Here is a 17,314-nt window from a genome sequence, read left to right on the forward strand (position 1 = left end):
AAGAATTACCTGGCGCATTAAAGATTTGCCCGCTAGATTCCAGCCCAGACATGCTTATTCGAGACGCTACCATGAGCAAAAACCCTGATCCTTGCGAATCGCTGTTGCTGGACAACCAGCTGTGCTTCGCCCTGCACTCTACTTCATTGCTGATGACCAAGGTCTACAAGCCGCTGCTCCAAGCCATCGGCCTGACCTATCCGCAATACCTGGCCATGATGGTGCTGTGGGAAGAGGATGAATTGACCGTCAGCGAAATCAGCAGCCGCCTGCTGACGGACCCAGGCTCCATGACGCCACTGCTCAAGCGCCTGGAAGCCGAGGGCCTGCTCAGCCGTACCCGCAGCCGCGAAGATGAACGAGTGGTAGTCGTGGAACTGACCGACACCGGGCGCGCCTTGCAGGAGAAGGCCAAGGATGTTCCGCAATGCATCCTGGGCGCCAGCGGGATGGCGCTGGAGCAATTGCGCAAGCTGCAAGGAGACCTGATCGCGTTGCGCGCCAATCTGCAAACCAGCCTCTGACGCAACACACACCTAAAAAGTGGGAGCTGGTTTGCCTGCGATGGCCATAGGTATCTACACAACTTCGGCACGACGCTAAATCTGTGGCGAGGGAGCTTGCTCCCGTGACGGCCTGGCAGCCGACACAGATATAACTGATGCCCCGCGATCCAAGGTGGGAGCTGGCTTGCCTGCGAAGACGGCCTGACAGTCAACACAGTTGGACCGTGTACATATCCATTCCTGCGGTAACGGCCACTTAGGGTTCCGCTTTTACAGCGGCTCACTTTTGAAAAGCCGGAATGCCGGCCCAGACAAAAGTAAGCAAAACGCTCTTGCCCCACCACTCGGCACCTCGCCCAGGCTCGGTGTGCCTGTAATCCGCCAGCGTGGTTTAACGGGCGCCTAAGATCAAAAGCAGATCAAGATAAAGAGCGGCTCGCTTCGCATCGTGGTTACCGTTGAGCTAACAGAGTTATGTAGATACCTATGCTGGGATTGCGGTACATCAGTCAACAATGCATTGACTGACACACCGCAATCGCAGGCAAGCCAGCTCACACTTTTTGCTCTGCGGTGCCCTCAATTTTTTCAATCAGCCAAAAAACTGAAAAATTAACTTGCGCACTAAACATTAGCGCTATACATTCGCCTCACCAACTACTTAGCGCGCAAATGTTTAGCGCTAAACATACAGAGGAACGCCCCATGCAAACGCTCTATACCGCAGTAGCCACCGCCACTGGCGGCCGTGATGGTCGCGCCGTTTCCAGCGACAATATCCTCGACGTCAAACTGTCGACTCCCAAGGAGTTGGGTGGCGCCGGTGGCCAGGCCACTAACCCCGAGCAATTGTTTGCTGCCGGCTACTCCGCCTGCTTTATCGGCGCACTGAAATTCGTTGCCAGCCAGACCAAACGCAAAATCCCGGATGACGCTTCGATCACCGCCCACGTTGGCATCGGCCAGATCCCTGGCGGCTTCGGCCTGGATATCGACCTGCATGTCAGCCTGCCGGGCCTGGCCCAGGATGACGCGCAAAGCCTGGTCGACGCCGCGCACCAGGTCTGCCCGTACTCCAACGCCACCCGTGGCAACGTTGATGTGCGCTTGCATGTAACGGTCTGAAAAACAGACGCCCATGAAAAAGCCCGACTCAAAGTCGGGCTTTTTTCGTATCGCCGGGGCCAGAATTACTTCTTGGCGCGACCTTTGTACGAACCACCTTCACGGGTGTCGATCTCGATCATGTCGCCGATTTCGATGAAGTCTGCAACGCTCAGCTCGGTACCGTTCTTCAGTTTGGCAGGCTTCATCACCTTGCCGGAAGTGTCACCGCGAGCGGAACCTTCGGTGTAGTCAACCTGACGCACGATGGTGGTCGGCAGCTCTACGGAAACCAGGCGATCTTCGAAGAAGATAGCTTCGCAGACGTCTTCCATGCCTTCTTCGATGAACGGCAGAACGGCTTCGATATCTTCAGCGTTCAGCTCGTACATGGTGTAGTCGGTAGTGTCCATGAACGTGTAGGTGTCGCCGCTGATGAAGGACAGGGTCGCTTCTTTGCGGTCGAGGATTACGTCGTCCAGTTTGTCATCGGCGCTGTAGACGATCTCGGTCTTGTAACCGGTCAGCAGGTTCTTCAGCTTGGTCTTCATGATTGCGCTGTTACGACCAGACTTGGTGAACTCAGCTTTCTGAACCAGCCAAGGGTCGTTTTCGAGACGGATCACTGTACCGGGTTTCAGTTCTTTACCAGTTTTCATTGCGTATATCCGAAATTTGGATGGGATTGACAAAAATCAAGGTGGCGTATCATATCCAACTTTCATAAAACTGTACCAGCGCCGTCGCAAGATCGGCCTGCAAGCCTTGTTCCAGACACCACTTCTCAGCGTGCTGGGTGACCTCGGGCCAGTGTTCCAGCAGCATTTTCCAGGACTGTGCCATATCGCCATCAGCGTTCCAGGCTTGCCAAAGCGTGACGACGGCAGCCTTGGCGGCCGGTGAAAGTGCAGCAGTGTACAGTTCCAGGAAGGCATCGAGCTTGTCCAGGTGGATGTCTTCGTCCTGGCGGTAAATGTGCCATAGCATTGGCCTCCCCGCCCACTGGGCACGCACGAACGAGTCTTCGCCCCGTACGGCGTTGAATTCGCAGCACCATAGCAATCGGTCATATTGCTCCTGACGCACGAATGCAATGACCTGAACGGTCAGCGCGCCGCGCACCTGAATGTCTCCCGCCGACAAACTGCTCACCCCCAGCCAGCATTGCACATCCCCCAGAATGCGCCCTTCCGGCACCAGCAAGTGCGTCCCACGCCCATCGGCTGCCAGCACGTCCAGCCAGCCGGCCAAGCCATCATTCTCATAGGCAAACAGCGACATCAAACGCGCGCCGGCCGTCGGAGCAACGCCCAGGCTTTGCAGGAACTGTTGCTGCGCGGCGGCGTCCTGTTGAAACGCCTGGCGTCGCTCCAACAAGCCGGCTTCATGCAACAGGCCGCCGGTGCCAGGGCGAAACCCGGGGAAGAAAAAGTATTTCTGCACGCCTTTGTACTTCACCGAAGGCAAGCGATGACAACCCACCACCCAGTCTTCAGCGCTGAGGTAATCCAGGTTCATCCACAATGGCGCACGCTCTCGCTCGGCCATGCAGTCCATGTACTCAGGCGGTAGCTGGCAGGCGAACGCAGCAATAACCACATCGGCCGGGTGCGCGCCTGGCCATTCGGCCGGCCAGTGACGCACTTCGACGCCCTCTTGCCATTGCTGGCCCACCTGCACATCAATGTCCGGGCACATGCGTTCGAAGGCGCGCAGGTCATCGACCCACAAGCGCACGTCACAGCCATGCTCCACCACCAACTGCCGGGCCAAGCGCCAGGTCACGCCGATGTCGCCGTAGTTGTCGACGACGCTGCAAAAAATATCCCAGCGGGCTTTCATTCCGGGCTCCATCGATCAAAGGTTCGATTGTCCGCATAAATGCGTGGATGCAGAAGGCTTGATCGCGATTATTCTGCACGGAGGCTGTGCGACAATCACCGTCATGCCGTCAATGCCTGCCAGGAGGCTCTTATGTCTGACCGTCCGTCATCGCTGCTCAAACTCTGCATCGCGATTGCCGCAGGCGTGTGGCTAGGGTTTATCGCCATTGCGCTGACCACCTGGCTGGCGTCTCGCTACCTGTTCCCCCAGAGCCTGGCGCCGGTGGCACAGGCGGTTCAGCAATTGGGCAAACCGGCGATGGTTGAGCCGCAGCCACCGAACCGTCTGTTCGAACAGTACCAACAAAACCTGCAAAAACAGGAACAACAACAGGCCCTGGACCAGGCCCGTAGCAACGCGCGTAACCTGTCCAACCCCAAATGCCAGTTCTGGCTGCAACAAGACCAGAATGCCCCCAATGAAAAGACGCGGGCCAATGTCCTGCAATTCTGCGATTGATGCCAGATACCGCCATGAATAAACACGCCGTGCTCCAGTTGATCCTGGAAAAGCTCACCGTCGACCTCGACATCGTCCAACGCGCCGCGCAGACCGCCTACGAAACCGCGACCCACGAAGAAAACATTGCCGAGAACAAATACGACACCCTCGGCCTGGAGGCTTCGTACCTGGCCACCGGGCAGGCCCGGCGAGTGCAGGAGATCAAGCAATCGCTGGTGCTGTGCCAGCAACTGCAGCTACGTGCATACGATGATCGACGCGGGATAGAGATCGGCACGCTGGTGGGCCTGGAAGACGAGGACGGTCGTCAGCAATGGCTGTTCCTGGCGCCGGATGCAGCGGGTTTGAAAGTGGATGTGGTCGGGCAACCGGTGACCGTCATCACGCCGCGCTCGCCGTTGGGCAAAGGCCTGTTGGGCAAGCGTATCGATGAAGAGGTGGAGATTCTGGTGGCCGGCGCTCGGCAGCACTTTACGGTTACCGAGGCCAGATAACCTACACCCCTGTAGGAGCGAGCTTGCTCGCGAAGAAACGCAAGGGCGCTGCATGCTACCTGGCGCCCCGCGTTAACGTTGGCGATCTTCGCGAGCAAGCTCGCTCCTACAGGGTCATCGCGGTCAGTGGACGGGCAATTCAACGCCGTCGAACAACTCTTCCAGCTCTTGCTTGTTGTGGCACTGGATCGCCTTGGCCATCACTTCACGGGTCAGGTGCGGTGCGAACTTCTCGATGAAGTCGCACATGAAGCCGCGCAGGAAGGTGCCGCGGCGGAAACCGATCTTGGTCACGCTGGACTCGAACAGTTCGCTGGCATCCAGCACCACCAGGTCTTTGTCCAGGTTGGTGTCGACCGCCATCTTGGCGACGATCCCGACGCCCAGGCCCAGGCGAACATAGGTCTTGATCACGTCGGCATCGGCAGCGGTGAACACCACCTTGGGCGTGAGGCCGCGATGGCTGAACGCTTCGTCGAGCTTGGAACGGCCGGTAAAGCCGAACACGTAGGTCACGATCGGGTATTCAGCCAAGGCTTCCAGGGTCAGCTTCGGCAGCTTGGCCAAAGGGTGCCCCTGGGGCACAACCACGCAGCGGTTCCAACGGTAGCAGGGCATCATTACCAGGTCGCCGAACAATTCCAGGGCCTCGGTGGCGATGGCAAAATCGACGGTGCCGTCAGCGGCCATTTCGGCAATCTGCATCGGCGAACCCTGGTGCATGTGCAGCGCTACGTCCGGGTATTGCTTGATGAAATCACGGATCACCGGCGGCAATGCATAGCGCGCCTGGGTGTGAGTGGTGGCGATCGACAAGGTGCCTTTCTTCTCGTTGGAGAACTCCTGGGCGATCTGCTTGATGCTTTCGACTTTACGCAGGATCTCGCCGGCGGTGGTGATGATGCGCTCGCCGGCTGGAGTGACGCGGGTCAAGTGTTTGCCGCTGCGTGCGAAGACTTCGACGCCCAACTCGTCTTCGAGCAGGCGGATCTGCTTGCTGATACCAGGCTGCGAGGTATAGAGGCTTTGAGCGGTAGCGGAAACGTTGAGGTCGTGGTGCGCCACTTCCCAGATGTAGCGCAGTTGTTGAAGCTTCATATGAATCCCTCAAAGCAGATAGACGCCACGGGTATCAGCGACGGTATATAACTATATTAAAGGTTTAACGGATAAATCTAGAACTTTTTATCGTTTTTACCGATCAACTATCGTCACTGCGCCGACGCTGCAGCGACGGCACCAGGTAAACCGGCACCGGGGACAACTGCAACACCCGTGCGGCGGTACGCCCAAGGGGGACGGCCACGCCGGTTGCCTGGCTATGACTGCCTACGACCAGCAAGTCGACGGACAGTTTTCGCAACTGGTCGAGAATCACCTCGCAAGGGTCCCCCTGGATAACCTTGACCGAGCGAATCCATTGCAGGTCCTGCTCCCCTTCCTCCCACTCCTCGCGAAAGCTGTCCAGCACGCGCTGTTCAATCGTCGCCATCACCGTGCTCAGCCCCTTGCTCTGCCATTCGCTCAAGGCGGTTTCATCAAGGTAGCTCTGCAACACCGATTCGGCGAACAAGCCAATGGGCTCGACCACGTGGATCACATACAGGTCAGCCTTGAACGTTCGCGCCAGCGCCACTGCATGTTGCATCACATAGGGTGCATACAGACCGAGGTCCGTGGCAAACAGCATCGAGCGAATCATAAAACCTCCTGGACTGCCAGGATGGCGGGAATTGAATGAGCTTAGCAGCTAGCTCTCGGTCTGGATTCTCAACTCATTGCTGATGCCATGGGGCACGTGCCCGGTGGCCACTACCTCCCTGGCTTTCTCGCAATGGCCGGCCTGGTCATCGAAAAACACATCGGCGGCAAAGGCTTCCAGAAACGCGGATTTTTCCAGGCCACCGAGGAACAGCGACTCGTCCAGGCGGATATCCCACTCGCGCAACGTGCGGATCACGCGTTCATGGGACGGTGCCGAACGTGCGGTGACCAACGCGGTACGGATCGGGCAGGCCTCATCGGCAAACTCGCGTTGCAACAGGTTCAGTGCCGCCAGGAAGCCCTTGAACGGACCGCCGTGCAAAGGCTGGCGCGCCGACTCTCGCTCGCTGGCCTGGAAGGCTGCCAGCCCGCCGGCCTGGTAGACACGCTCGGACTCATCGGAGAACAGCACGGCATCGCCATCGAATGCGATGCGCAGCTCTTCGCTGGAAGCGCGGCGCGGGCCGCCGGACAAAATCGTCGCGGCCGCAAACCCGGCATCGAGGGCACTGCGCACATCTTCAGCATGGGTGGAGAGAAACAGATGACAACCGAAGGCGGCCAAATAGGGATAGGGACTACGCCCGCCTACGAAAGCGGCGCGGGAAATATCCAGGCCGTAATGCTGGATCGAGTTGAACACCCGCAGCCCGGTATCGGCACTGTTGCGCGACACCAACACCACCTCGACCCGCGCACGCCCCAGGCTGGCATTCAGGCTCAGCAGCTTCTTGACCAGCGGGAAGGCATCGCCAGGCTCGAGGGTTTCTTCCTCGTGCTCGATCTGGTATTTGCGGTAAGCCTCGACCCCTTCAGCCAGATAAACCTTGTGGCTGTCACTCAGGTCGAACAGCGCTCGTGAGGAAATCGCCAGCACCAGTTTGTCAGCCAATCCCTTCACCATGGTAGTTCCCCCCAATCAGCGGTTGTGCCGATCAATAAAACTCAAGGCCTGATAGAGCGCCTGCATGCGTGGCAGTTCGCAACCGGCCGCTTTGGCAGCGGCCAAGGGGCGGGCGTAGATGGCCGCCAGCTCCAGCGGCCGCTTGTGCAGATGGTCGTGGTACATGCTGGGCAGGTAGTCGTCCATGGTTTCTGTCATGGCGAACATCTGCCCAGCGTAACTGGCAGGAATTTCATGCCCGCAGGCATGAGCGCCCTGCACCACCTCGGCCATCAGCGCCTGGATCAACTCGCGGCTGGACTCATCGGCCATCATGGCCGTGGTGCCCGTGCCCAGCAACACAGAGAGGCCGTTGAACGGCACGTTCCAGACCAGCTTGTGCCAACGCGCCAGATGCACATTGGCCATGGCCTGGGACTCGATGCCAGCTTGATGAAACAGCCCGGCGCCGGCTTCGACAATCGCCTGTTGCTGCACCTCGTCGTTGGCCGCCGTGCCACTGTGATAGCCCAGGTTGACCCGGCCCAACGCCTGATGCTCGACCACACCGGGGGCCGAGCGGTGCACACCGATGTAGCACAGGCCGCCCAACAGATGTAGCGACGGCGGCAGGTGTTCACGCAGGCTGTCTTCCACATCGAGGCCGTTTTGCAAGAGCACCACTTTGGCGTCCGGCGCCGCCACCTGGGCGATGGTTGGCGCCAAGTCCACATTGCCGGTGGACTTGGTGCCCACCAGTAGCCAGTCGCACGGCGGCATGTCGGCGGCGCTGGCATAGGCCTGCACCGGATGCAGGTGCAGTTGCCCATGCACCGTACTGTTGACGTGCAGGCCATGCCTGCTCACCGCGGCATATTCGCTGCGCAACAGGAAATGCACATCGAAGCCGGCACGCGCCAGCATCAGTCCGTAGTAACCACCAATGGCACCGGTACCGATAATGCCAATGCGTGGCGACGGGGCTGCAACTGCTGTCATGGCAAATCCTCTGGTATTCGATTGAGCGCCTGGTTTACGCATTCGGCGAGGTCGGATGCTGTAAGACGTGCCTGTAATTGCCCAAGGAATTGACCCTCGCACACCAAGAACAACGCCGGCAAATGAAAGATCTGGTAGCGTTCCACCGCACCGCCGTTGTGCCCGGCATCCACCCAGCACACGCGGTCCACCGGCAAGTGCCAGCCAGGCAACTGCTGGCGTGCCCAGCGGCAACTGGCACAACCGACACTGGTGAACACTACCAGCGAAATACCTGGCAATCCCAGCAATTGCTGGTCAATATCCAGGTCGGTCAATTCCAGTTCCTTCACTATACTGCTGCCATTGCCGTCAACTGGACGGCGCTCGGAGTCCGTGTACATGGGTCGTTTTTTACCTCACCCTGATGATGTCGCTGTCGAGTTGATCCAACGTCCCTCTCCCGCCCTGCCCCGCCAACGCCTGCACACTATCGGCCGCGGCGGCGTCGCCTGCAATTGGCCGCGTGCCTGGCGCGCCGGCACGGCGGTTGACCTGCGTATCCCTTCCCTGGGGTCCACCGCCCGTTATCCGGGCTATGTCGCCTGGTGCCGCAAAATCGAACAGGGCTATCGCATCGGTATTTGCTTCACCGATGAACACGCCTTGTTCGGTGCGCGAATGGGTGAGCAAGTGTGCCAGATCGAGCGTTACTGCCGCCTGCACGAAGATGCCGAGCCAACGCCTGCACAACTTGAAGCCATGGCCCGTGACTGGGTATCGCGCCATGCCGGTGAGTTCTCCCATGAGGCGGTTGTGCAGCCAGCGCTGGATTAAACCGGGCTTTGCCCATTGTCGCGGGCCCGTGTTACGCGCTAAGGTTCCTCCCCCCTGCATTCAAATCATGCTGTGCCCGCCGCACGGGGATAGCTGGCGGCCGGCACCCGTGACCCTGGCGAGTAACACGATGGCTGATTTACCGATCAATGACCTTAACGTTGAATCCAACGAGACCCTGATCACCCCCGATCAGCTCAAGCGCGAAATCCCCCTGAGCGACGCTGCCCTGCAGACCGTCACCAAGGGCCGCGAAGTCATCCGTGACATTCTCGACGGCACCGACCACCGCCTGTTCGTGGTGATCGGGCCCTGCTCTATCCACGACCTCAAGGCCGCCCACGAATATGCCGAGCGCCTCAAAGTGCTGGCGGCAGAGGTGTCCGACACCTTGTACCTGGTCATGCGCGTGTATTTCGAGAAACCGCGTACCACCGTCGGCTGGAAAGGCTTGATCAACGACCCGTATCTGGACGACTCCTTCAAGATCCAGGATGGCTTGCACATCGGTCGCAAGCTGCTGCTGGACCTGGCTGAAATGGGCCTGCCCACCGCAACCGAAGCCCTCGACCCGATCTCCCCGCAATACCTGCAGGACCTGATCAGCTGGTCGGCCATCGGCGCACGCACCACCGAATCCCAGACGCACCGCGAAATGGCGTCCGGCCTGTCTTCGGCCGTAGGCTTCAAGAACGGCACTGACGGCGGCCTGACCGTGGCGATCAATGCGCTGCAATCGGTCTCCAGCCCTCACCGTTTCCTGGGTATCAACCAGGAAGGCGGCGTGTCCATCGTGACGACCAAGGGCAACGCCTACGGTCACGTGGTGCTGCGTGGCGGCAATGGCAAGCCCAACTATGATTCGGTCAGCGTCGCGTTGTGCGAACAGGCACTGAACAAGGCCAAGATCAAGCCAAACATCATGGTTGACTGCAGCCACGCCAACTCCAACAAAGACCCGGCGTTGCAGCCGTTGGTGATGGAGAACGTCGCCAACCAGATCCTGGAGGGCAACCAGTCGATCATCGGCTTGATGGTCGAGAGCCATTTGAACTGGGGTTGCCAGGCGATTCCAAAAGACTTGGCCGATTTGCAATACGGCGTGTCGATCACCGATGCCTGCATCGACTGGTCGGCCACTGAAACCACCCTGCGCAGCATGCATGCCAAACTCAAGGACGTGTTGCCCCAGCGCAAACGCACCTGAGCCAATACCTGTTTCGCGCACACAAAAACGCCGGGCCAAGCCCGGCGTTTTTTATTGGCAACTGGTCAGTTACAGCTTCGCAGCATGGCGCTGGTGGCGCTCCATATAGCGTTCGACATAGGAGCATGAGGGGATCACCGTGTAGCCAGCCTCTTCGGCAAACTTCAAGGCTTCCTCGGTCAACGCAGCCGCAATGCCTCGCCCCCGCAGTGCGTTGGGCACGAAGGTGCGATAGATATCCAGGGTCTGCTTCCCGAGGTCCATGTAGGTCAGGTAGGCACGATGACCGTCCACATTGGTCTCGAACTGATGACCAGCCTGGTCATGGTGGATGGACAACGCCTCGCTCATCACTACTCCTCGCGGGTCTGAATTAACGACCCTACCTTACCGATGTTTTTCCGGCGAAGGAACATCTACGCCACCCCGTGCCGGTTTCGACAGCGAGAAAACCGTGAGCGCTCACAACCAGCACATAGGGAATAGTAGGCACCAATCCTGAAATTGCTCAAGGCGCACTCGTCATCCCCTGCCGCTGGTGGATATAGAAAGGGCCTCGATCAACCGGTGACCGATAGCCTGAACATTGCCGGCAGTTGAACCTTGAGACGAACTGGCGCACTTAAAGTCACCTCTAGATGCGCGAAAGATACCTTGCGCAGTAAAGCCAAGCGCAACCAAAGTGCCCCGCTTCGTTATATAAAATTTCATCTGTTTACAAGGCTTAACACATGCGGGCCGGCCCTTTCAGCCTGGATCCAATGTTCGTCGAGGTGCAAAAATCTGGACAGTTTTCATACAGACCGCCAAAAGATTAGCCAAAATAGATTCAGCACAAGAATTTTTTTTGCTTCTTGCGCAACGTCAGTTTACTTACTACAAGTAATGGGTAGTATGTACGCCGGCTATTAGCTCACTCTGAGAAAGTAGCCATTAAATTGAAAGTCCTTGAAGGGGAACACGATGAACAACGTTCTGAAATTCTCTGCTCTGGCTCTGGCCGCAGTTCTGGCTACCGGTTGCAGCAGCGTCTCCAAAGAAACCGAAGCTCGTCTGACTGCAACTGAAGACGCAGCAGCTCGCTCCCAGGCCCGTGCAGACGAAGCCTACCGTAAAGCTGATGAAGCTCTGGCTGCTGCTCAAAAAGCACAACAGACTGCTGACGAAGCTAACGAGCGCGCTCTGCGCATGCTTGAAAAAGCAAGCCGCAAGTAATAATCCTTCGGGGTTGTTATCAAGCCGATCCATTTATGGGTCGGCTTTTTTTTGCCTTTGATTTGGCATGTGGGAGCGGGCTTGCTCGCGAAAGCGGTGGATCAGTCAACATCAATGTTTGCTGGGCCGACGTCTTCGCGAGCAAGCCCGCTCCCACAGGGATATTCGCTCAGGCTTATTATTGAAGATCGAGCGGGGTGCTGGACGCCACAGGTGCGCCGCCTGGCACTCCAATTTCAGTCGGCAAGCCATCCTCGGCGGCGACCACATCACGCACCTGGTCCCAGTTGACGCGCAGGTTATTGGACAGGTCTTCGCGCTTGAGCAACGCATTGATGACAGCGGTGTGCTTGTCGACCACCGATGGCGTACCGTCATCGTTCAACGGCGTGTGAGCCTCAAGGTAAACCTTGCCACCACTGCTGCCGAACTTGTACGCGTCATTGATGATGCGCACTGACGTGCCTACCGGCACCATGCCCGCCATTTCCAACACGTTGTTATTGAACATGCGGAAGCAGCCGTGGCTGGTGCGCGTGCCGATACCAAACTTCATGTTGGAGCCGTGAATCAGGTAACCCGGCGTGCCCAGGGTGAACTTGAAGGGCCCCAGCGGGTTGTCCGGGCCGGCAGGCACCACGTTGGGCAGCGGGTCACCGTTGGCGGCGTGCTCGGCCTTGATCGAGGCCGGTGGCGTCCAGGTCGGGTTCGGCGTCTTGGCGATGATACTGGTATGGGCGATCGGCGAACCCCAGCCTTCCCGGCCAATGCCCAAGGGGAAGGTATAGACGACGTTTTGGCCTTTTGGATAGTAGTAGAGCCGGTATTCCGCCAGGTTGATCACAATGCCTTCCCGCGGCCCGGGCGGCAGGATAAAGCGTGTCGGCAGCACAATCTCGGTACCCGCACCTGGTAACCAGGCATCGACACCCGGGTTGGCCGCAACCATTTCCGAATAGCCCAGGTCGTAGGTGGTGCCAAGGTCGGCAAAGGTGTCTTCGTACTTGGCCTTGATCACTTGGACCTGGCCAACAATGTCCTCACCGGGCGGCGGCAAGGGCAACTGCAAGGCCGCCGCCGAACCCGCCGCACAAAGCGCAGCAAGAGACAGGCAGCAGGTGACGACGGAAAGGCGCGACAACATCCGGAAAATCCTTCGCAAGACGACGGGTGGGGAAAAATTGATTGTATACGGCTTCGCAGTGCCAAGCTTCAAGCTGTTTTACAGCTCGAAGCGCAGCTCCGGCCAGATCGGAGGCGTGCCGCGCTTTTGCGATTCGAGAATTGCCCGGCATAACGGGCAGAGTCGCTGGTCTTGGAAAATCGAGCGGTTGACCGATGACCAGCGTGGCTGTGCCGGCAATAGAGTGCCGCAGAGCGTGCGATCGATCGAGCCGCCCAGTTCCAATTGACGCGCCACCAAATGCACCCGCACTTCCTGGCAGGCGAACAGGTCCAGCTGCTCGTCCGGCTCGATCAGTTGGTAGTTAAACAGGGACCAGGCAGGGCGCGACATCGAGGGCTCCAAATCGGGGGGGCGCCACCTTAGCCGAAAGCCTGCCGGTAGAAAAGCGTCATAACAGCGGTTTTAGCGTTGGCCAGACATTTTCCAGCAACTTGTCTTGCGCCGCGACTGCCGGGTGTAGCCCGTCAGCCTGCATCAACTCCGGATGGCCACCCACGCCCTCGAGGAAAAACGGCACAAACGGCACCTTTTCTTTCTGTGCCACATCACCGAATACCTTGGCAAAGGCTTCGACATAGCGCTTGCCGTAATTGGGCGGAATCTGCATGCCCAACAGCAGCACCTTGGCGCCGCTGTCCCGGGACTGCTGGATCATCGAAGCAAGATTTTGTTGCAATTGCGCAGGCGGCTGGCCGCGCAACCCATCGTTGCCACCCAACTCGATCACCACAACGTCCGGTTTGTGCGTTGCAAGCGCCGCGGGCAGCCGCGCGAGGCCTCCCGCGCTGGTGTCGCCACTGATGGAAGCATTGACCACTTTATCGTCAAAACCCTCCTGCTTGAGCCGTTGCTCCAGCAACGCGACCCACCCTTTGCGGGTATCCAGGCCGAAACCGGCACTGATACTATCGCCAACGATCAGGACTGTACCCGCCGCTGCGTTCTGGGCCATGCACATCAAGGCCAGGCCAGCACTCAAAAACCACACTCGCATCGGATTCTCCATGGGCGCAAGCATTCTCACCGCGCGAAACCTTAGCAAAGTGGTTCCCAGCGCGGAAGGTGAACTGACTATCCTGCACGAACTGAGCCTGGAACTGAACAAGGGCGATAGCCTGGCTATCGTCGGCAGCTCCGGTTCCGGCAAATCCACGCTACTGGGCCTGCTGGCCGGCCTCGACCTGCCTAGCAGCGGCGAAGTCACCCTGGCCGGGCAAGCCCTGAGCACCCTCGACGAAGACCAGCGCGCACGCATCCGTGCCGAACATGTGGGCTTCGTATTCCAATCCTTCCAATTGCTCGACAGCTTGAATGCACTGGAAAACGTGATGCTGCCGCTGGAGCTGGACGGTCGCCAGGACGCCCGCGAGCGAGCCAAACACCTGCTGGAGCGCGTAGGCCTGGGCCAGCGCCTGACCCACTCGCCCCGTCAGCTGTCCGGTGGCGAACAACAACGCGTGGCGATAGCCCGCGCGTTTGCCGCCGAACCGGACGTGCTGTTTGCCGACGAGCCCACCGGCAACCTCGACAGCCACACTGGCGAGCGCATCAGCGATCTGCTGTTCGAGTTGAATAAAGAGAGCGGTACGACCCTGGTACTGGTCACCCACGACGAGCGCCTGGCCCACCGTTGCCGACGCCTGATCCGCCTTGAAGCCGGCCTGATGGTCGCGCCCCTGGAGCCTTGATGGCACGTTTGCCGCTATTGCGTCTGTTCAGCCTTGCCATGCGTCAGTTACTGCGCGATGCCCGCGCCGGCGAATTGCGCGTGCTGTTCTTTGCCCTGCTGGTGGCCGTGGCTGCCAGCACCGCCATCGGCTACTTTGGTGCACGCCTCAACGGCGCCATGCTGCTGCGCGCCACCGAATTCCTCGGCGCCGACCTGGTGCTCGAAGGCAGCTCGCCGGCCCGGCCCGAGCAAATCAAATCCGGGACCGAACTGGGCCTGGATCACGCTCGTATCGTGGAGTTCTCCAGCGTTATCGCCACCGATAATGGCATCCAGCTCTCCAGCATCAAGGCGGTCAACGAGCAGTACCCCTTGCGCGGCGAGCTTAAAAGCAGCACCGAGCCATTCGGTACGCAAACCCCTGGCGGTGGTCCCAAACCCGGTGACGCCTGGGTGGAAGCACGATTGCTGACGGCGCTGGGCCTGAAAATCGGCGACAGCATCGATGTCGGCATGAAGACCCTGCGCCTGGCGCGCATCCTGACCTACGAGCCCGACCGGGCCGGGAACTTCTACAGCCTCACGCCCAGGGTCATGATCAACCTGGCGGACCTGGACGCCACCGGTGTCGTCCAGCCAGGCAGCCGTGTGAGCTACCGCGAACTATGGCGTGCGCCACAAGGCAGCACTGCGCTGCAAACCTATCGCGACCTGGTCAAACCGGGCCTGGCTGCCAACCAGCGGCTGCAGGACTCCCGAGATGGCAACCAGCAAATCGGCGGCGCGCTGGGCAAGGCCGAACGTTACCTGAACATGGCCAGCCTGGTGGCCGTGCTGCTGGCTGGCGTGGCCGTGGCGCTGTCGGCCAACCGCTTCGCCAGTCGACGTTTCGATGCCAGCGCGTTGTTGCGCTGCCTGGGCCTGTCGCGCCGTGAAGCCATGCTGCTGTTCAGCCTGCAACTGAGCGTGCTGGGCTTGCTGGCGAGCCTGGCCGGCGTCCTGCTCGGCTGGCTGGCGCAATTTGGCTTGTTCTACTTCCTGCACGACCTGTTGCCCGCCGACGTACCGCCAGGCGGGTTGCTGCCGGCTGTTGCCGGGATCGGCACCGGACTGGTCGCCCTCGCCGGCTTCGCCCTCCCACCGCTGGCCGCACTGGGCCGAGTACCGCCGCTGCGGGTATTGCGCCGCGATTTGCTGCCTATTCCTTCAAGTACTTGGATGGTCTACGGCGCGGCACTGTTTGCCTTGGGCCTGATCATGTGGCGCCTGAGCCTGGACCTGGTATTGACCTTCGCATTACTCGGCGGCGGTGTAGTCGCTGCGCTGCTCCTGGGTGGCTTGCTGCTGTTGTTGCTACAGAGCCTGCGGCGGTTACTGGCTCGCGCCTCCCTGCCATGGCGCCTGGGCCTGGGCCAATTGTTGCGTCACCCGTTGGCGGCAGCGGGCCAATCCCTGGCCTTTGGCTTGATCCTGTTGTCCATGGGGTTGATCGCGCTGTTGCGGGGCGAATTGCTCAACACCTGGCAAAACCAGTTGCCCAAGGATGCGCCCAACTACTTCGCCCTGAATATCCTGCCAGCCGACAAGGACGCCTTTGGCGCCCGCCTGCTGGACGTCCAGGCACAAGCAGCGCCGCTCTACCCGGTGGTGCCAGGGCGCCTGATCAGCATCAATGGCGAACCCGTGCAGGAGATTGTCAGCAAGGACTCCAGTGGCGACCGTGCCACTCAACGTGACCTGAGCCTGACTTGGGCGGCCGACTTGCCAGCGGGTAACGTCCTGACGGCAGGTACCTGGTGGTCGGCGCAACCCACTGACGGGGTTCCTGGCGTGTCGGTGGAAGCCAAAGTGGCCGAGAGCTTGAAGCTCAAGCTCAACGACCATCTGTTGTTCACCATCGGCGGGGAAAATCGTGAAGCGCGGGTCACCAGCCTGCGTACCATCAACTGGGATAACTTCCAGCCCAACTTCTTCATGATTTTCCAACCGGGCACCTTGAAGGATCTGCCAGCGACCTACCTGACCAGCTTCTACTTGGCTCCCGGCCATGACCAACAGATCGTCGACCTGTCACGGGCCTTCCCGGCGGTCACTATCCTGCAGGTCGAGGCCCTGCTGGAGCAGTTGCGCAGCATCCTTGCCCAAGTAACGCTGGCAGTCGAATACGTGCTGTTGTTTGTCCTCGCGGCGGGCATGGCGGTGTTGTTCTCTGGCCTGCAGGCCACCCTGGATGAACGAATCCGCCAAGGTGCATTGCTACGCGCCTTGGGTGCCGAGCGTAAGTTGCTGGTCAAGGCCCGACGCATTGAGTTCGGCCTGCTGGGCGCCGTCAGCGGCTTGTTGGCGGCACTGGGCACCGAACTGGTGACCTGGGTGCTGTACCGCTATGCATTTGACCTGGCGTGGCATCCCCACCCGTGGTTGTTACTGCTGCCCGTAATCGGTGCCTTGCTGATTGGCGCTGCCGGGGTATTTGGCACGCGCCGCGCACTGAATGCCAGCCCGCTGACCGTTCTGCGCGAAAGCTGACCCCCGATGGCGCGTACTCTGCCAAGGGTACGTGCCATCAGGCCGGCTTTACATATTCGATCTTGGTGATCCACCAGCACACCTCTCCGCCTGGGGTCTGTACGACTGCCTCGTCATCCACCTCCTTGCGCAGCAGGGCCCGTGCCATGGGTGAGTCGATGGAGATGTAATCCATACGGTCGTAGATCTCGTCATAACCCACGATGCGAAAACGCTTGGCCTCGCCCTGTTCGTTTTCGATTTCGACCCATGCGCCGAAAAACACCTTGCCCTCCTGCTCGGGCATGTACTCCACCACCCGCATGTCTTCCAGGCGTTTGCGCAGGTAACGCACCCGTCGGTCGATCTCGCGCAGCAGCTTCTTGTTGTACTGGTAATCGGCGTTTTCACTGCGATCTCCCAGGGAGGCTGCCCAGGTCACTTTGCGCGTGGTATCCGGACGTTTTTCACGCCATAGGTAATCCAGCTCTTTTTTCAGCGCTTCATGACCCTCTTTGGTAATCAGCTTGGTACTCAAACGCTCACATCCCCAGGCAATGTCTAATGATGCCGATACGCCAGGGCATCATGCCCAGGCAGCGGCTGGCTGGGACTGA

General features: G+C 59.6%; 21 protein-coding genes. 9 read left to right on the plus strand and 12 right to left on the minus strand.

Annotation, left to right across the window (positions count from 1 at the left end; all coding sequences use genetic code 11):
• The first annotated feature begins 71 nt into the window (after positions 1–71).
• Both JFT58_RS16605 and JFT58_RS16610 read left to right on the plus strand, forming a co-directional pair.
• Positions 72–524, plus strand: coding sequence for a MarR family winged helix-turn-helix transcriptional regulator (locus JFT58_RS16605; RefSeq protein ID WP_034127142.1), 453 nt, complete (start codon positions 72–74; stop codon positions 522–524).
• 687 nt (positions 525–1,211) lie between these two features.
• Entirely contained in the window at positions 1,212–1,631 is a 420-nt protein-coding gene (locus tag JFT58_RS16610) for an organic hydroperoxide resistance protein (protein WP_034126737.1), read from the plus strand.
• Between the two features lie 65 nt (positions 1,632–1,696).
• Here the strand turns inward: JFT58_RS16610 and JFT58_RS16615 are convergent, their stop codons facing one another.
• Both JFT58_RS16615 and earP read right to left on the minus strand, forming a co-directional pair.
• The gene (locus tag JFT58_RS16615) at positions 1,697–2,269 is read right to left on the minus strand and encodes an elongation factor P (protein ID WP_032892737.1); all 573 of its coding nucleotides are present in this window, start codon (positions 2,267–2,269) and stop codon (positions 1,697–1,699) included.
• Positions 2,270–2,318: 49 nt separating this feature from the next.
• Positions 2,319–3,452, minus strand: a complete 1,134-nt coding sequence (gene earP, locus JFT58_RS16620; protein WP_198834415.1) for an elongation factor P maturation arginine rhamnosyltransferase EarP — start codon at positions 3,450–3,452, stop codon at positions 2,319–2,321.
• A 132-nt stretch (positions 3,453–3,584) separates the two neighbouring features.
• On the opposite strand from earP, the gene JFT58_RS16625 reads away from it, so the two are divergent.
• Both JFT58_RS16625 and JFT58_RS16630 read left to right on the plus strand, forming a co-directional pair.
• Positions 3,585–3,953: a hypothetical protein gene (locus JFT58_RS16625; RefSeq protein WP_054897902.1), complete on the plus strand. Its 369-nt coding sequence runs from the start codon at positions 3,585–3,587 to the stop codon at positions 3,951–3,953.
• A 14-nt stretch (positions 3,954–3,967) separates the two neighbouring features.
• Entirely contained in the window at positions 3,968–4,450 is a 483-nt protein-coding gene (locus JFT58_RS16630; protein ID WP_054897915.1) for a GreA/GreB family elongation factor, read from the plus strand.
• Between the two features lie 123 nt (positions 4,451–4,573).
• Here the strand turns inward: JFT58_RS16630 and cysB are convergent, their stop codons facing one another.
• The 5 genes from cysB to JFT58_RS16655 all read right to left on the minus strand — a co-directional run bounded on the left by cysB (position 4,574) and on the right by JFT58_RS16655 (position 8,479).
• Complete coding sequence (cysB, locus tag JFT58_RS16635) at positions 4,574–5,548, minus strand: HTH-type transcriptional regulator CysB (RefSeq protein WP_003189876.1); 975 nt, start codon at positions 5,546–5,548, stop codon at positions 4,574–4,576.
• Between the two features lie 103 nt (positions 5,549–5,651).
• Positions 5,652–6,152, minus strand: a complete 501-nt coding sequence (locus JFT58_RS16640; RefSeq protein WP_034126733.1) for a universal stress protein — start codon at positions 6,150–6,152, stop codon at positions 5,652–5,654.
• A 48-nt stretch (positions 6,153–6,200) separates the two neighbouring features.
• Positions 6,201–7,118, minus strand: coding sequence for a 5'-nucleotidase (locus JFT58_RS16645; protein ID WP_034126732.1), 918 nt, complete (start codon positions 7,116–7,118; stop codon positions 6,201–6,203).
• Positions 7,119–7,133: 15 nt separating this feature from the next.
• Complete coding sequence (locus tag JFT58_RS16650) at positions 7,134–8,096, minus strand: putative 2-dehydropantoate 2-reductase (protein ID WP_014717662.1); 963 nt, start codon at positions 8,094–8,096, stop codon at positions 7,134–7,136.
• Entirely contained in the window at positions 8,093–8,479 is a 387-nt protein-coding gene (locus JFT58_RS16655; RefSeq protein ID WP_034126730.1) for a hypothetical protein, read from the minus strand. The genes JFT58_RS16650 and JFT58_RS16655 overlap by 4 nt, the downstream gene beginning before the upstream one ends.
• On the opposite strand from JFT58_RS16655, the gene JFT58_RS16660 reads away from it, so the two are divergent.
• Positions 8,478–8,912 carry a hypothetical protein gene (locus JFT58_RS16660; RefSeq protein ID WP_054897903.1) on the plus strand — a complete coding sequence of 145 codons (435 nt, stop codon included), beginning with the start codon at positions 8,478–8,480 and terminating at the stop codon, positions 8,910–8,912. The two genes, JFT58_RS16655 and JFT58_RS16660, sit on opposite strands and share 2 nt — an antisense overlap.
• Positions 8,913–9,042: 130 nt before the next feature.
• Positions 9,043–10,119, plus strand: coding sequence for a 3-deoxy-7-phosphoheptulonate synthase (locus JFT58_RS16665; RefSeq protein WP_003189871.1), 1,077 nt, complete (start codon positions 9,043–9,045; stop codon positions 10,117–10,119).
• Between the two features lie 69 nt (positions 10,120–10,188).
• Here the strand turns inward: JFT58_RS16665 and JFT58_RS16670 are convergent, their stop codons facing one another.
• Entirely contained in the window at positions 10,189–10,470 is a 282-nt protein-coding gene (locus tag JFT58_RS16670) for a GNAT family N-acetyltransferase (RefSeq protein WP_003189869.1), read from the minus strand.
• A gap of 612 nt (positions 10,471–11,082) precedes the next feature.
• Between JFT58_RS16670 and oprI the strand changes: the two genes are divergently transcribed.
• Positions 11,083–11,334 (plus strand): outer membrane lipoprotei OprI, encoded by a 252-nt coding sequence (gene oprI, locus JFT58_RS16675; protein WP_003172710.1) that lies wholly within the window; start codon positions 11,083–11,085, stop codon positions 11,332–11,334.
• Positions 11,335–11,512: 178 nt separating this feature from the next.
• On the opposite strand, the gene JFT58_RS16680 is transcribed toward oprI, so the two are convergent.
• The 3 genes from JFT58_RS16680 to JFT58_RS16690 all read right to left on the minus strand — a co-directional run bounded on the left by JFT58_RS16680 (position 11,513) and on the right by JFT58_RS16690 (position 13,514).
• Entirely contained in the window at positions 11,513–12,478 is a 966-nt protein-coding gene (locus tag JFT58_RS16680; RefSeq protein ID WP_019820319.1) for a L,D-transpeptidase family protein, read from the minus strand.
• Positions 12,479–12,556: 78 nt separating this feature from the next.
• On the minus strand, positions 12,557–12,850 hold the full coding sequence (locus tag JFT58_RS16685; protein ID WP_003189866.1) for a hypothetical protein: 294 nt from the start codon (positions 12,848–12,850) through the stop codon (positions 12,557–12,559).
• Positions 12,851–12,908: 58 nt separating this feature from the next.
• Positions 12,909–13,514 (minus strand): arylesterase, encoded by a 606-nt coding sequence (locus JFT58_RS16690; RefSeq protein ID WP_034126728.1) that lies wholly within the window; start codon positions 13,512–13,514, stop codon positions 12,909–12,911.
• A 10-nt stretch (positions 13,515–13,524) separates the two neighbouring features.
• Here JFT58_RS16690 and JFT58_RS16695 point away from each other — a divergent pair, with 10 nt between their 5' ends.
• Both JFT58_RS16695 and JFT58_RS16700 read left to right on the plus strand, forming a co-directional pair.
• Positions 13,525–14,208, plus strand: coding sequence for an ABC transporter ATP-binding protein (locus JFT58_RS16695; RefSeq protein WP_003189864.1), 684 nt, complete (start codon positions 13,525–13,527; stop codon positions 14,206–14,208).
• A complete protein-coding gene (locus tag JFT58_RS16700) occupies positions 14,208–16,718 on the plus strand; it encodes an ABC transporter permease (protein ID WP_054897904.1) in 2,511 nt (836 codons plus the stop codon). The genes JFT58_RS16695 and JFT58_RS16700 overlap by 1 nt, the downstream gene beginning before the upstream one ends.
• A 37-nt stretch (positions 16,719–16,755) precedes the next feature.
• Here JFT58_RS16700 and greB read toward each other — a convergent pair whose 3' ends face one another.
• Positions 16,756–17,235, minus strand: coding sequence for a transcription elongation factor GreB (gene greB / locus JFT58_RS16705; RefSeq protein WP_054897905.1), 480 nt, complete (start codon positions 17,233–17,235; stop codon positions 16,756–16,758).
• Positions 17,236–17,314 lie beyond the last annotated feature (79 nt).

The organism is Pseudomonas sp. MF6767 (assembly GCF_016405475.1).
Classification (GTDB): domain Bacteria; phylum Pseudomonadota; class Gammaproteobacteria; order Pseudomonadales; family Pseudomonadaceae; genus Aquipseudomonas; species Aquipseudomonas paracarnis.